The sequence below is a fragment of the Gilliamella sp. LMG 34362 genome (assembly GCF_984569125.1).
Window position 1 is genome coordinate 838,139 of sequence record NZ_OZ474902.1, and the last position, 15,542, is coordinate 853,680.

At 34.8% G+C, this 15,542-nt stretch carries 15 protein-coding genes; 4 read left to right on the top strand and 11 right to left on the bottom strand.

Annotated elements, in window-relative coordinates; all coding sequences use genetic code 11:
- Positions 1-3 precede the first annotated feature (3 nt).
- From AC5LWZ_RS03955 to AC5LWZ_RS03995, 9 genes are all read right to left on the bottom strand, one after another.
- On the bottom strand, positions 4-261 hold the full coding sequence (locus AC5LWZ_RS03955) for a BolA family protein (RefSeq protein WP_065613967.1): 258 nt from the start codon (positions 259-261) through the stop codon (positions 4-6).
- Between the two features lie 84 nt (positions 262-345).
- Complete coding sequence (locus AC5LWZ_RS03960) at positions 346-618, bottom strand: STAS domain-containing protein (protein ID WP_198222239.1); 273 nt, start codon at positions 616-618, stop codon at positions 346-348.
- A 6-nt stretch (positions 619-624) separates the two neighbouring features.
- Positions 625-1,269, bottom strand: a complete 645-nt coding sequence (gene mlaC / locus AC5LWZ_RS03965) for a phospholipid-binding protein MlaC (RefSeq protein ID WP_110448422.1) — start codon at positions 1,267-1,269, stop codon at positions 625-627.
- A gap of 2 nt (positions 1,270-1,271) precedes the next feature.
- Positions 1,272-1,856, bottom strand: a complete 585-nt coding sequence (gene mlaD, locus AC5LWZ_RS03970; RefSeq protein WP_110448421.1) for an outer membrane lipid asymmetry maintenance protein MlaD — start codon at positions 1,854-1,856, stop codon at positions 1,272-1,274.
- An 11-nt stretch (positions 1,857-1,867) separates the two neighbouring features.
- Positions 1,868-2,647: a lipid asymmetry maintenance ABC transporter permease subunit MlaE gene (gene mlaE / locus AC5LWZ_RS03975; RefSeq protein ID WP_086362848.1), complete on the bottom strand. Its 780-nt coding sequence runs from the start codon at positions 2,645-2,647 to the stop codon at positions 1,868-1,870.
- Positions 2,647-3,420, bottom strand: coding sequence for a phospholipid ABC transporter ATP-binding protein MlaF (gene mlaF / locus AC5LWZ_RS03980; protein WP_198201466.1), 774 nt, complete (start codon positions 3,418-3,420; stop codon positions 2,647-2,649). The genes mlaE and mlaF overlap by 1 nt, the downstream gene beginning before the upstream one ends.
- Positions 3,421-3,719: 299 nt before the next feature.
- Positions 3,720-4,319 (bottom strand): methionine ABC transporter permease, encoded by a 600-nt coding sequence (locus tag AC5LWZ_RS03985; protein ID WP_363317459.1) that lies wholly within the window; start codon positions 4,317-4,319, stop codon positions 3,720-3,722.
- Between the two features lie 98 nt (positions 4,320-4,417).
- Positions 4,418-5,461, bottom strand: coding sequence for a methionine ABC transporter ATP-binding protein (locus AC5LWZ_RS03990; protein WP_198201235.1), 1,044 nt, complete (start codon positions 5,459-5,461; stop codon positions 4,418-4,420).
- Positions 5,462-5,474: 13 nt separating this feature from the next.
- A complete protein-coding gene (locus AC5LWZ_RS03995; RefSeq protein ID WP_294892773.1) occupies positions 5,475-6,611 on the bottom strand; it encodes an amidohydrolase in 1,137 nt (378 codons plus the stop codon).
- Positions 6,612-6,794: 183 nt separating this feature from the next.
- Between AC5LWZ_RS03995 and AC5LWZ_RS04000 the strand changes: the two genes are divergently transcribed.
- The gene (locus tag AC5LWZ_RS04000; protein ID WP_493464006.1) at positions 6,795-7,643 is read left to right on the top strand and encodes a MetQ/NlpA family ABC transporter substrate-binding protein; all 849 of its coding nucleotides are present in this window, start codon (positions 6,795-6,797) and stop codon (positions 7,641-7,643) included.
- Between the two features lie 28 nt (positions 7,644-7,671).
- Here AC5LWZ_RS04000 and AC5LWZ_RS04005 read toward each other — a convergent pair whose 3' ends face one another.
- Together AC5LWZ_RS04005 and pepN are read right to left on the bottom strand one after the other, a co-directional pair.
- The gene (locus AC5LWZ_RS04005) at positions 7,672-8,004 is read right to left on the bottom strand and encodes a rhodanese-like domain-containing protein (RefSeq protein ID WP_086358657.1); all 333 of its coding nucleotides are present in this window, start codon (positions 8,002-8,004) and stop codon (positions 7,672-7,674) included.
- 151 nt (positions 8,005-8,155) lie between these two features.
- Positions 8,156-10,789, bottom strand: coding sequence for an aminopeptidase N (gene pepN, locus AC5LWZ_RS04010; RefSeq protein ID WP_493464007.1), 2,634 nt, complete (start codon positions 10,787-10,789; stop codon positions 8,156-8,158).
- 273 nt (positions 10,790-11,062) lie between these two features.
- Here pepN and pncB point away from each other — a divergent pair, with 273 nt between their 5' ends.
- The 3 genes from pncB (at position 11,063) to AC5LWZ_RS04025 (ending at position 15,300) form a co-directional block, all read left to right on the top strand.
- On the top strand, positions 11,063-12,256 hold the full coding sequence (gene pncB / locus AC5LWZ_RS04015) for a nicotinate phosphoribosyltransferase (protein WP_144189027.1): 1,194 nt from the start codon (positions 11,063-11,065) through the stop codon (positions 12,254-12,256).
- Positions 12,257-12,423: 167 nt separating this feature from the next.
- Entirely contained in the window at positions 12,424-13,827 is a 1,404-nt protein-coding gene (asnS, locus tag AC5LWZ_RS04020; protein ID WP_086358660.1) for an asparagine--tRNA ligase, read from the top strand.
- Positions 13,828-14,130: 303 nt separating this feature from the next.
- Entirely contained in the window at positions 14,131-15,300 is a 1,170-nt protein-coding gene (locus tag AC5LWZ_RS04025; protein WP_493464008.1) for a porin, read from the top strand.
- The last annotated feature ends 242 nt before the right edge of the window (positions 15,301-15,542 follow it).

Genomic DNA, 15,542 nt, shown 5'->3' on the forward strand with positions numbered 1-15,542 from the left:
TAATTATAAACCCATTAATTTACGCTCACGTTGCCATTCAGTCGGTGTATATGTTTTGATTGATAATGCATGGATCCGATTATCATTAATAAATTCGGCTAAAGGTGCATATATAGCTTGTTGTTTTTTTACTCGACTTAATTCGGCAAAGATTTCACTAACTGCAATAACTTGAAAGTGGCTGCCATCATCTGTCATTACATGAACATCATCGAGGTCGAGTGAACTTTTTAATTTAGCTATAATTTCTTGCTTATCCATTATTTAAACTCTTATTATCTATATTTTGTTTATTAAAAAAATTTTGAGGAAAGGGGGGTTTTTATTATGAATTTGCATAAACAGTTACTGATTAATAACCGTTTGCAAATCATAAAGTTCAATTAATGTTTGTAACTGGGGGCTGATCCCGGTTAATTTGATATTATATTGGTTACAAAAATAGACCAGTGTCGCGAGCCCAGAAGAGTCAACGCGGGTAACTTGAGTTACATTAATATCCGTTACACCATTTAAAAGTGTATTTTGTGTTGACCATAAATCATTTAATGAGTGAGCATCAAGCTCACCGATTAAATTAAGTATATTTTGTTGTTTTTCTGCTTGGATTCGCGACATGATGAACTAACCTTTTTGTTTAGCGTTTGGATCAATATTGCGATTAGATAGATCATTTAACTGTTTAGTTAATGCATCAATTCCATCTTGGCGTAAAATTGTTGACCATTCATTTTGTTTGGTTGTAATCATACTTACGCCTTCAGCTATTAAATCATAAGCTTTCCATTCACCCGTTACGGTATTTTTTCGCCATTGGAAATCAATTCGTAACGGTTGTTGATTTTTATCTGGTTGATTTAGTAATACGCGGATAGAAATTAACGATTTACCGGTTAAATCTTTTGAGGTTTCAACTTGATAAGATTGACCGTTATACATTGAAAGTGCCTGGGCAAAGGCTTGAACTAGATAGTTTTCGAAAGCTTTGAAATAAGCCGTACGTTGTGTGTCAGTTGCCGTTTTATACGCATTACCTAAAATGAGTGCACCAGCATATTTAACTTGTACATAAGGTAGTAAGTCAGCTCTGACAATATCTTTAAGTTTATTTGGATTTGATTTAAGCGTCGCTGATTGCGCTTTCATAGTGCTAAAAATTTTGTCTGCTGCAACTTGCATATCTTTATATGGGTCATTTTCTGCAAACGCTGCTGTACTTATCATTAATGCAAGTATTAAAAATAAACTTTGTTTCAATCTGGTTAACATAATTACTCCTTACTTTCGTTAGTATCTTGTTTTTTGTCTTTATCTGACGATCCACCAGCACTATATAAAAACTGTCCAATTAAATCTTCAATAACCATTGCTGGTTTAGTATTGTTAATCACATAACCGTCTATAAGATAAACAGGCTTCTTGTTGACATTATTATTGGTTGGTGCAGTGGCATCTTCTGCATCTAAAGCATCTAATTCCTGTTCAATGTTTTGATCTAACCCAAAATTAATATCAATGAATTGTTCACCTAATAGGCCTGAAGTTTTGATAGAAAGTGAACTAGAACTCGGAATTTTATCGTATTGGGAATCGAGATCCATAGTAACATAAGGTTTATAAACATCACCATTATCTGATTTTAAACTAATATTACTGACACGACCAATTACTACCCCACCAATTTTAATTGGTGATCTTACCTTTAATCCACCAATATTATCAAATACTGCATAAACACGGTAAGAATTATGACTAGCAAAAGATGTTGGATCAGTAACTCTAAAGCATAAAAAGAGTACTGAGCAGATCACCAGTACCATAAATAATCCTACTGTAATTTCAACTTTACGACTCATGTTTAATGACCTCAATTACTAAACATTAATGCGGTTAAAATAAAATCTAACCCCAAAATAACTAATGATGAATAGACAACAGTGTTGGTTGTTGCCCGACTGATTCCTTCTGATGTTGGTACGCAATCATAACCATTAAATAATGCAATCCATGTACTAGCGATTGCAAAAGCAAAGCTTTTTATAAAACAATTGCCTAAATCGTGCCACCAATCGACATTACTTTGAATAGAAGACCAAAAAAATCCAGCATCAATACCTTTCCAATCAACACCGACTAATACACCGCCTAAAATACCAACAGCGACAAAAATTGCGGTTAAAAATGGCATACAGAAAAATCCCGCCCAAAACCGTGGTGCAATAATTCTTCTTAATGGATCGATCGCCATCATCTCCATACTTGACAATTGTTCAGTGGCCTTCATTAATCCTATTTCGGCAGTTAGGGCTGAACCAGCTCGGCCGGCAAAAAGTAATCCAGCAACCACAGGACCAAGCTCTCGTAATAAAGCAAGGGCAACTAGCATCCCTAAACTTGCTTCGGCACCAAAGGTAGTTAAAATAAAATAACCTTGTAACGCCAATACCATACCTATAAAAAGACCAGATACGATAATAATGGAAAGCGATTGTACACCGACAAAATAAAATTGTTTAACAAGTAATGGAAATTGTTTGCTAAATTGAGGTTTACCGATAAGTGCACCAAATAGCATAACTCCTGAGCGGCCTAACATAGCAATAATATTAATTATTGATTGACCAAGTTTTGCAATTAAGTTCAACATTAGTTTGCACCTCTACTTAGGTCTAATTTGTAATCAACAGCCGGATAATGAAAGGGTACTGGACCATCGGCTAAACCTTCAAGGAATTGCTTAACGCGTAGATCATCATTATTACGCAATTCTTGAGATGTTCCACCAGCAATAATATGTTGTTCAGCAACAATGTATGCATAGTTAGCAATACTTAACACTTCATTAACATCATGGCTAACTACAATACAGGTTAAGCCAAGCGATTGATTGAGTTCAGCAATAAGCTTAACGATCACTCCCATTGATATCGGATCCTGTCCAGCGAATGGTTCATCAAACATAATGAGATCCGGATCGAGAGCGATAGCTCTGGCTAACGCGGCACGCCGAGCCATACCTCCAGATAATTCGGAAGGCATCATATTGGCAGCGCCACGAAGGCCTACTGATTGTAGTTTCATCAAGACTAAATTATGTAAAACTGGCTCAGGTAAATTTAGATGCTCACGTAATGGATAAGCAACATTATCAAATACCGATAAGTCAGTGAATAATGCACCTGATTGAAATAGCATGCTCATGCGTTTACGGACTTCATATAGCCGTGAGCGTGTCATACTAGGCACATCTTCACCATCAAATAAAATTTGACCAGCTTGTGGTTTTAATTGCCCACCAATAAGTCTTAATAGCGTAGTTTTACCTATGCCTGATGGCCCCATGATAGCGGTGACTTTGCCTTTGGGTACCGTTAGGTTCATATTTTTGTAAATAGGCCGAGTACCACGATAAAAAGACATATCGTGAATTTCGACCAAATTTTGCTGTAATGTGTCAGTCACAATGAGTTCCTACACTACTATAATTGAATTTTGAGTATTCTACTTGATTATTGTAAATAAACAAATGCGTTAAATGAATTGGTAATTTTAGCAATAATAAGTATAAAACATAAGGAATTTTATTGTTCATCTTTTTATGCTAATACTTTATCTTAAAAACTTAATGTTAGTTTACGTAATTGGAGCTTTATTTAAATTTCATAGTGGTACTGTTATTAGAGTACCCACTATTATCAATTTATTATTGGTTGTTGTTATTACTCATGTCGAGCTTTACGAGCCAAATAATTACCAGTACTTTGTACAAACTGAATTGCAATAACTAAAATCACGACACAAATGTAGGTAACCGTTGTATCGAATCGTTGATAACCGTATGAAACGGCTAGATCACCAATACCGCCAGCACCGATGGCTCCAGCCATCGCAGTTGCACCAATTAAACCAATTGTCGCAGTAGTTAGGGTTAAAATTAAAGAGCTAAATGCCTCTGGTAGCATAAAATGCCAAATAATTTGTATTGGCGTTGCGCCCATTGATTCAGCTGCTTCAATAATACCACTATTTACATCGAGCAATGAGTTTTCGACTAATCGAGAAATATATGGTGCTACATAGAAGGTTAATGGCACAATTGCTGCAGTTGTGCCTATTGAACTACCAACTATTAATTTGGTTAAGGGGAGAATTGCCACTAGCAAGATAATAAAAGGTAATGAGCGAACGAGATTGATAATTGGATTAATTATCTGATAAATCTTTTTATTTTCAAGCAATCCAGACGGTCGAGTAGTGACTAAACAAATACCCAATGGCACGCCAATTAATGATCCTAATGTTAAAGCAAAAACTACCATATACAAAGTTTCATAAGATGCTTGAGCAAATTGTGCACTAGTTACGTTGGTTGCAAAAGTTGTGCTTAAATAATTTATAATATCATTTACTATTTCCATTAGTTGCTCTCCCAATGTTGGATTTCTGTAACGTTTACCCCATGTTCACGAAGAAAATGTACCGATTGTTCGATATTACTATCACTACCTTTTAGTTGAACAAACATGCTGCCCAATACAGTTTTTTCAATTTCTGACATATGGGCAAACAAAATATTGACGACAACTTTTTGTTGTAATATTAACGAATTCATAACAGGTTCTGAGGCTGAACGACCCAGAAATTCAAGCTTAAACAATTTTATATTGTTTTTATCTCCTTCTATCTCTAAGAGATTTTCAACCACTCCCGCTGGGATTTGATCATTAATTACTGAGCTAACAAAATTTTGTGTGGTTTTATGTTTGGGATGACCAAACACATCAAGTACATTGCCATGTTCAATAATTTTACCTTTTTCCATCACCGCGACTTTATGACAAACCTGTTCTATAACATGCATTTCATGGGTAATTAATACCACGGTAATTTTATATTGATCATTAATTTTTTTGATTAATTCCAAAATTGATTGCGTGGTTTGTGGATCGAGTGCTGATGTAGCTTCATCACAAAGTAAAATATCGGGATCATTGGCCAAAGCCCTAGCGATGCCAATACGTTGTTTTTGGCCGCCTGATAGCTCTTTAGGGTAGCTATCGGCTTTATCACTTAAGCCAACAAACTCAAGCAGTTCATAGACTTTTTGTTTAATCGCTTGTTTGTTTTTTTTGATTAATACTAAAGGGATAGCAATGTTTTCATATACAGTTTTCGATTCAAGTAGATTGAAATGCTGAAAAATCATACCAATTTTACGACGTACTTGTCGTAGTTGTGGATTTGATAATTGATTTAATGATTGGTTTTGAATAATAACATTGCCTTGTGTCGGTTTTTCCAGAAAATTTATAAGACGTACAAGTGTACTTTTTCCTGCACCACTATAGCCAATAATGCCGTAAATATCGCCTTTTTGGATGGTTAAATTGATATTTTGTAATGCTTGAGTCGTAATTCCATTGCGTTCATATTGTTTCGATACATTTTCAAATTTTATCATTATGTTATACCTATCAATGTTTGGCTAATTCAATCAATCCGAGTTGCGCAAGATTTGCGAGATAATTAGCTGCTGGCATTATCATATTGCGATTAACTAAAAATTTAGGATGGTGTAGTGCATAGGGGCTTTGCGAGCCAAGATTGATAAATGCACCGGGAACATGATATAAGTAGTGAGCAAAATCTTCACCGCCGAGTTGTGGTTGAAAGTCAACAACCTCATAACCTTCCTGTTTTGCAATGTTTTGGCAAAACTCGACCCATTTAGCCACGTTTATAATTGATGGTGGTCCATCAAACCATCTTAACTCGGCTTCAGCGCCCATACTAAAGGCAATATTTTCGACAATGCTAGTTAGTTGTTGCTTGACCTTTAGCCTTATATCGGGGGTAAGTGTCCTTACGGTACCTTCCATTTCAACTATTTCAGGGATCACATTCCAAGTGTTTCCACCTAAGAATTTGGTAATGCTAACCACTACGGGGTCGAGCCCACTTATGGTACGACTGGAAATTGTTTGTATCGCATTAACAATCTGTGCACCAATGACAATTGGATCAATACCTGATTCAGGTCTTGCAGCGTGTGCTCCAATTCCCTTTACCGTAATTTCAATACGGTCTACATTAGCCGAAAATGGGCCTGCTCGTGAAGCCATTTGCTTAGTGGTTAAGTTAGGATTATTATGCATACCAAAAATGGCATCAACCCCATTGAGTGCACCGATTTCGATAAAATGTAATGCACCACTAAAATTTTCTTCGGCGGGCTGAAAAAGTAACCGGACTGTTCCTTTTAGTTGCTGTTCATTAGCTTTTAATAAATAAGCAGCTCCCATTAACACTGATGTATGCAAGTCATGACCACAAGCATGCATAACGCCTTGTTTGGTTGAACGGTATTGACAATCAGATTGTTCATCTATGGGTAGGGCATCAATATCTGCTCGTAAGGCAACAACAGGGCTTCCTGAGCCAATTTCGGCGATAACGCCTGTTTTTGCCCCCAGTTCTAAAATACGAATATTAGCTTGTTCTAAGCAATTTCTTAACTTTTTTGTTGTTTCAAATTCTTGATTGGAAAGTTCTGGATTTTTATGTAAATCCAGAAAAAGTTGCTCAATAATAGGGGCAATCGTGTCAGTCATGGCATATCCAATAGATATCAATTTTTGATACTTTTACGGTAACACAGCTGATTTTTTTGCTCTAATAATCGTTTTTTATAACTTATTCCAAAAAGTTATAAGATAGAAGTACATGGAATAAATGAATTGTTATTTCTATGTTAGAGTGTTTGTTAAATTTACATTTCACTGAGGATAGTTCAAATGAAAATAAGTTTTATCAAACAAAAATTTGTTAACAATGTTGCACTATTAGCATTATTTAGTTCTATTTTTTTAATTACTGCATGTGATAACTCATCATCTAAGGTTGATAATCAAACTAAAAAAGAGATCAGTATGGGCGTATCACCAGGGCCGTATAATGATCTGTTCAAAGATGCTGTTAAACCAATACTTGAAGCTGAAGGTTATAAAGTTAAATTAGTTAATTTTCCTCATTTATTAGAATCTGATGTAGCATTAAGCGAAGGAAGTATTGATTTAACTGTTGCTCAACATACTGCTTATATGGATGTCTTTAATAGTCAACGTAAAGCAAATTTAAAACCGGTAGTGCATGTACCTTCAGTGCCTGCGGCAATATTTTCTAATAAATATACTTCAATCAAAAATGTCTTTTCTGGTGCTAAAATTGGTATTCCTCAAGATGCCTCAAATGCGGCTCGCTCATATAATTTATTGGAAAAAGCCGGTTGGATTAAGTTAAAACCAAATACTAATCCAATTATTGTTAGCAAAAATGATATTGCCGAAAATATTGCTGGTGTGGATATTGTTGAAATGGATTCTGCCAATATTCCAAGAGTCTTAAATGAGTTAGACTTTGCTGTTATTCCTGGAAGTATCGTTTATTCTGCCAATATAGATTCGAAAAGAGCGCTGTTATCAGAAACAATTATCCCTGATTTAGAAATCATGGTGGTGGTTAATGGTGGTAATGAAAATAGCCAGTGGGCAAAAGATATAAAGCGTATTTATCAGTCGCAGCAATTTAAAGAATATATGAAAGAACACAACCAAAATGGTTATTGGGTCATGCCTCAAGAATAATAAGTTTGCCCGTTTAAATACGGGCTATTTAATATTTAGGCATACTGGTATCAATGAGTTGTGCCCATGCGTCAATGCCACCAGTTAAATTATATAGAAAATCACTATCAAAACCATTTTCGACTAAATAGTTAGCTACATTGAGGCTTCTTACGCCATGATGGCAATAAATCACAATATCTACTTCGTCAGGAATTTTATCTAAATAAAGTGGTATTAAATTCATTGGAATATGGTTGGCGCCGTTAAGCATACAAATAGCGACTTCATTAGCTTCTCGGACATCAAGTAAATAGAGTGGTGCTTTACTCTCGATTTTTTGTTTTAGTTGTAATGGGCTAATTTCTTTTATCATTGTCATTTTTCAAACTCATTTTAATTTCGGCAAAAATTTTGAGGAACGGGGTTTTTGGTAGCAAATTTGCTGTTGTTTAATTAAAAATCCCACCTTAACTAAATCTTATTGATCAATAACAAGGTGGGATTTTGCTCCTTATAATGCTGTTAATTTATTATGCAGCTAACGCTTTAGTGATTTTTTCATACAGATCTTTAGATAAGTTATCTAGTTTTAATAAGCTTTCTAAAGCAGCTGTCATTTTTTTCTGACGATTTTCGTCATAACGTTTTAATCGAATAAGTGGATCAATAAGTCTTGATGCCACTTGTGGGTTTTTCTGGTTTAGTTCCATTAATATTTCAACTAAGAAATGGTAGCCACTGCCATCTTCAGCATGAAAAGCAACAGGGTTATTGTTAACAAAAGCACCAATTAGACTTCTTATTCGATTTGGATTATTGAGTGAAAAAGAGCGATGATTAAGCAATTTTTTCACTGTTGATAATACATTTTGCTCTGGACTTGTCGCATTTAAAGCCAACCACTTATCCATTACTAAACCATCTTGATACCATTTATCATCGAAATCGGAGAGTAATGTATGTCGACATGTTAATTGCGCTTTTACTGCTGTGGTAAGCGCCGCTAATGAATCTGTCATATTATTGGCTTGTTGATATTGTTGTTCAACTAAAGTATTCGCTAGCGATTTATCGTCAGCATAAGCTAATAATGATAAACAGCAGTTTTTCAACATGCGTTTACCAATGTCAGCATGTTCAATCTGATATTGTGCAGTTTGATTATGATGATAAACCGCAGTTAGTTCATCATAGAGTTCATTAGCAAAGATACCTAATAAGAATTGACGAACTTGATAAATAGCCATCGGATCAACGATATCAAATAGATTTGCCAATTCATTTTCCGAAGGTAAAGTCAGTATTTGTGCTATAAGTGCTGGTTCAGCGGTATCTGATAGTAATATTCCTCTAAAAGCATCTAATACTGGCTCAGGAATTGTCATTGATAAATTCTGATGATAATTATTTACATTCATACGCACATATTTTGCTAATAACATTTGCGCTGCATCGTAACGACTAAAAGCATTGCTGGCATGTTGCATTAAGAATATAAGATCGTGATCTTGATAATTGTAATTGAGTTTTACTGGAGCTGAAAAATCTCTTAATAGTGAAACAATTGGTTTTTCTGAAACATGATCAAAAACAAATTCTTGTTTGGATTGGGTTACATTTAGTACGTGATGAATAGGTTTATTTTGATATTGCAATGCAATCACATCACCATTTTGCTGATAAAGTTCGATATCTAATGGAATATGTAGCGCCTGTTTTTGGCTTTGATCTTGCGTTGCCGGCGTATGTTGCTCAACAGTTAATGTATATTGTTGATTTTGTGAATTGTAACTGTCAGTCACTGTTAACACTGGTGTGCCTGACTGACTATACCATAATTTAAACTGAGTTAAATCAATTCCCGATGCATCTTGCATAGCTGCAACAAAATCATCACAAGTTGCTGCACTACCATCATGGCGTTCAAAATAAAGTTTCATACCAGCCTGAAAGTTAGCTTCACCTAATAATGTATGCATCATACGAATCACTTCTGCACCTTTTTCGTATACGGTAACTGTGTAGAAATTATTCATTTCAATTACTTGTTCAGGACGAATAGGATGAGACATCGGGCTTGCGTCTTCAGCAAATTGTACTGTGCGTAACAGTTTGACATCAGCAATGCGTTTTACCGATCTGAGTCCTTGATCAGAAGTGAATTCTTGATCTCTAAATACTGTTAATCCTTCTTTTAGGCTAAGTTGGAACCAATCACGACAAGTGACTCGGTTACCGGTCCAATTATGAAAATATTCGTGACCAATTACTGATTCAATACCGATATAATCATCATCAGTGGCAGTTTGTGGTTTAGCAAGGACATATTTAGAATTGAAAATGTTAAGGCCTTTATTTTCCATTGCTCCCATGTTGAAAAAATCAACTGCTACAATCATAAAGATATCTAAATCATATTCTAAATCAAAACGGCTTTCATCCCAGCGCATGGCATTTTTTAAACTGGTCATCGCCCATTGTGAACGATCTAAATTGCCTTTATCGACATAAATTTCAAGATCAATTTTTCGATTAGAACGAGTGATAAAGTGATCTTTTAAAATATCAAAATCACCGGCTACTAATGCGAATAAATAGGCCGGTTTAGGAAATGGATCTTGCCATTGCACCCAGTGTCTACCGTCGGAAAGTTCTCCTTGTGCAATGCGATTACCATTAGATAATAAATAAGGATATTGTTGTTTATTAGCAGTAATTCTAGTTGAAAATCGTGCTAGAACATCAGGTCTATCGAGGTAGTAAGTAATGTGGCGGAAACCTTCTGCTTCACATTGCGTGCATAAAGCATCACCAGAAACATATAATCCTTCTAGTGCAGTATTATCGATAGGCTTAATTTGATTAACGATAGTTAAGCTAAATTCGGAAGGGACATTTTTAATTGTTAATCCCGTTTTGGTGATTTGATAATCAGACCAAGGTTGTTCGTCAATATTTACCGAAACTAATTTAAGTTCTTCGCCATCTAATACTAAATCGTTAACTTGAGAATTTTTTTTGATGATATGACTACGGGCGATAACTGTCGTTGTTTCTGCCGCTAAATCGAAATCAAGATCGATGTCAGTAATAGTAAAGTCTGGAGTTTTATAGTCATGACGATATTTAGCAGTCGGTTGTATATCAGTTGTCGTTGTACTCATGTTTATATACCTTTGTAAGTGGTGTGCTAATTATGTATTCAAATTAATCAAAACGGGGTTAATACCCATCAGTATCTATGATTATTTTTCTAAAATAGAATGAATTATATTTATTTATCATTTTGGAATGAATTTCGATTAATTTTACCAAAATGTCTATATGAACTATTATAGCCTATTAAAAATAATCTTATTAGATAATTAATTTATATCTTAATTATTATTCTGCTATAATCATCAGAATTTTCTTTAAAGAACTGATAATAGATAGACATGTTACCCGCAATAATTACATCAATATTAGATACTGATGCTTATAAGTTGCATATGCAGCAGGCCGTTTTTCATCATTATCCTGACGCGACTGTCGTTGCTCAGTTTCGCTGTCGTAGTGATGATCTACTTGGTCAATATGCCGATCAAATTGCTCATCAAGTTAAATTAATGGAGTCTTTAACACTTACCGATGATGAGTTCGCCTATTTATCTGGTATTACCTTTTTTAAATCTGATTATTTAAACTGGTTAAAAAACTGGCGTTTTAATAGTCAGTTATTAACCATTAAAAACGAAGATGGTTTGCTGGTGATTCAAATTGAAGGCAAATGGGTTGATGTTATTTTGTGGGAAGTGCCATTGCTGGCGGTTATTAGCGAAATAGTTCACAAAGATCGTTCGCCAAATATCGGCGTTGAACAAGCATTAGCAAGGCTTAAAGATAAATTAGCCAGATTTGATGAGCAAACTAATGATCTTGATATGTCTGGTTTTAATTTGCTGGATTTTGGTACACGGAGACGTTACTCTTTTGCTGTCCAAGAGGCCGTTGTAAGTTATTTACAAAACCATTTCAGCAATTTTCATAGTACTAGTAATTATTTATTGGCATATCGTTTAGGGTTAACTCCAGTTGGCACGCAAGCCCATGAATGGTTCCAAGCCCATCAACGATTAAGCCCTAATTTGCATGATTGCCAAAAAACGGCCTTGCAAGTTTGGTTAGATGAATATCCTGATGATCTGGGTGTTGCGTTGACAGATTGTATTACTATGGATGCTTTTTTACGTGATTTTGACTACTATTTTGCATCTCATTATCAAGGACTACGCCATGATTCGGGCGATCCGATTGAATGGGGTGAAAAAGCGATTAGCCATTATCAGCAATTAGGAATTGATCCTAAAACAAAATTACTGGTGTTCTCTGATAGTCTAAACTTTGATAAAGCGCTGAAAATTTATCGACACTTTAATCATCGAGTGAAATTATCCTTTGGTATCGGTGGTTTTCTTGCTTGTGATATTCCGTCTACAGAAGTAAATACCAAATCGTTAAACATTGTATTAAAACTAACGGAATGTAATAATCAAGCTGTAGCTAAATTATCTGATAGTCCTGGTAAAACAATTTCACAAGATTTGGCTTTTATTGACGAATTAAAAAGAACATTTAAAGTCAATCATTAATAATCATATTGATGATTAATATTAATAATTAAACAAAGTGATATAGTCTTATAAATAATCTGTACTATCAATTTTTGATAATACTTAAATGAATATTAAAACTCAGCTTATATATTACTTTTAAGATTACTTACTATATAAATAATAAATAGAGATGGATAATTAAAATGAATTCTGTTGCTCCTATTGTTGACGTGCTACAAGGTAAAATTGCTGTTGGTAGCACCATTTCAGTTCAAGGTTGGGTAAGAACTCGCCGTGATTCTAAAGCCGGTATCTCATTTTTGGCTGTGTATGATGGTTCTTGTTTTGATCCAATTCAAGCGGTAATTGAAAAAGACTTACCAAATTATGAACAAGATATTTTGCGTTTAACTGCTGGTTGTTCAGTAAAAGTGACTGGTAAAGTTGTTGAATCTCCAGGTCAAGGACAAAAATATGAACTACAAGCAACGCAAGTTGAAGTTTATGGTTTTGTTGATGATCCTGAAACTTATCCAATGGCCGCTAAACGTCACTCAATAGAGTATCTTCGCGAAGTTGCTCATTTACGCGCAAGAACCAATATTGTTGGTGCGATTACTCGTGTACGACATACCTTAGCACAAGCTATTCACCAGTTTTTTGATGAACGAGGTTTTTTCTGGCTTTCAACACCAATTATTACTGCCTCTGATACTGAAGGTGCCGGTGAAATGTTCCGCGTTTCAACACTGGATATGTTAAATCTACCTAAAACAGATAATGGTAAGGTTGATTTTGATAAAGACTTTTTTGGTAAAGAAGCTTTTTTAACTGTTTCTGGGCAACTTAATGCAGAAACTTATGCATGTGCACTTTCAAAAGTCTATACCTTTGGTCCCACTTTTAGAGCTGAAAACTCAAATACTACACGCCATTTAGCTGAATTTTGGATGATGGAGCCAGAAGTGGCGTTTGCTGATCTTAACGATAATGCCAAACTTGCTGAAGATATGTTGAAATATGTCTTTAAAACAGTTCTTGAAAAACGAGCTGATGATATGCAGTTTTTCGCACAGCACATTGATAAAGATGCTATTAATCGTCTTGAAAGCTTTATTAATGCTGATTTTGCCCAAGTGGACTACACTGATGCTATTACTATCTTACAAAACTGTGATGCTAAATTTGAAAATCCAGTAAGCTGGGGTATTGATTTGGCGTCTGAACATGAACGTTATTTAGCTGAACAACATTTTAAAGCGCCAGTCGTTGTCAAAAATTATCCTAAAGATATTAAAGCGTTTTATATGCGTATGAATGATGATGGTAAAACTGTTGCGGCAATGGATGTATTAGCACCGGGCATTGGTGAAATCATTGGTGGTTCACAACGTGAAGAACGTTTGGATATGTTAGATAAACGTATGGATGAATTAGGTCTTAAAAAAGAAGATTATTGGTGGTACCGAGATTTACGTCGTTATGGTACTGTACCTCACTCAGGTTTTGGATTAGGTTTTGAACGTCTTATTGTTTATGTCACTGGCGTCCAGAATGTTCGTGATGTGATCCCTTTCCCTAGAACTCCACGTAATGCAAATTTCTAAAATTTGTACAAATTATCAACTGACTTTTGGTCAGTTGATAGCAAATATTGAATTAACAAAACTTTACAAATGATTAAAAAATAATCAAACAGACGCTGTTTTAAGCTTAGACATCACGTTTAACTAAAAGTTCACTTGATTTTAATAAATTTTTATACATAATTTACACTACTGTAAAAAGTAAGATGAAAATAATAGTTAAAAACGTTAGTTATAAACATTATTTTTGGATGAATAATCATTGTAAAAATTGACACAACCCAAAGGCGTGTCTTTTTATAGAAATAACCATGAGGGTAAGAAATGAAACGTAATCTATTAGCAATCGCTATCCCTGCTCTTTTAGTTGCAGCTGGTGCAAATGCTTCTATCGAAGTATGGAACAAAGACGGTAATAAAGTTGACTTTTATGGCCGAGTAAAAGCCGCTAACCACATTACTGACCGTGGTCAAGCAGATGAAGGTGATGATACTTCAGCTCGTTTAGGTATGTCTGGTCAAACTCAAATCACTGACGGTATTACTGGTTATGGTCGTTGGGAATATGAAGCTAAAGCTGGTAAAAATTCAAATAACGAAGTTCGTTATGCATTTGCTGGTTTAAACTTTGGTGACTTAGGTTCATTCGACTATGGTCGTAACGACGGTGTGTTAAAAGCGATTACTGCTTATACTGACGTATTACCAGAATTCGGTGGTGACGCAGCAAACAACGATTGGAACGTACTTTCAGCTCGTACTAAAGCTGTTGCGACTTACCGTAACAACAACTTCTTCGGTTTAAGTGATGACTTAAGCTTTGCATTACAATATGCTGATAATGGTGATAACTCTAATAAAAATTGGACTGATTCTATCAAACATGATGATGTATCTCGTGAAGCTTATGGCGCAAATATCCAATGGCGTATTTTTGATACTGGTTTAACTGCTGGTGCGGGTTATGCTCAAACTTCAAATAGTTATAATCGTCAAAGTACTTGGGCTACTGGTCTTAAATATGATAATTATAACTTATATTTAGCAGCTACTTATTTCCAATCTAAATTTAAAGAAGGTGTGACACGTCAATGGTTAGATGATGCTGACCGTGTAGTATATGAAAAAGATGTTGATGCAAAAATTAGAGGTTTTGAATTAGTAGCTCAATACGGAATTGACTTACCAGTTGGTCGTATCACTCCATCATTAGCTTATGTTCAACATAAAGCTAAACTTGATTCAGTGAATGACGTTGTTGGTAATGTCCGTTATATCGGTCATAAAGTTAGTTCACCTTTAGCTAAATATGTATCTTTAGGTGCGACTTATGATCTTAACAAAAACTTCAGTGCGATTGTTGAATATAAATTCAACTTGTTAGATCGTAAAGACATTGGTGCAGCGTTAAATACTGAAACTCAACGTGATCGTCACTTAAATAAACCAGGTACTAAAGATGTATTAGGTGTTGGTTTAATTTACCAATTCTAATTTCTTGATATCTTAAATATCAATAAAAGGCACTTAGGTGCCTTTTTTTTCATCTCTTGAACGTCATGTTATCTAAAAAAACATTTTATGCTTAAAAAAATATTATTTTAAGTCATAGAATAGACTCAATTCGCAGAATAATATCTTACAAACGTTATTAATCCATAATGTTTGCAATAAAAATCTAGTATTTAACAATAATAATAGATATCCCAGTAATAACTTAGTTGCTAATTAACAGC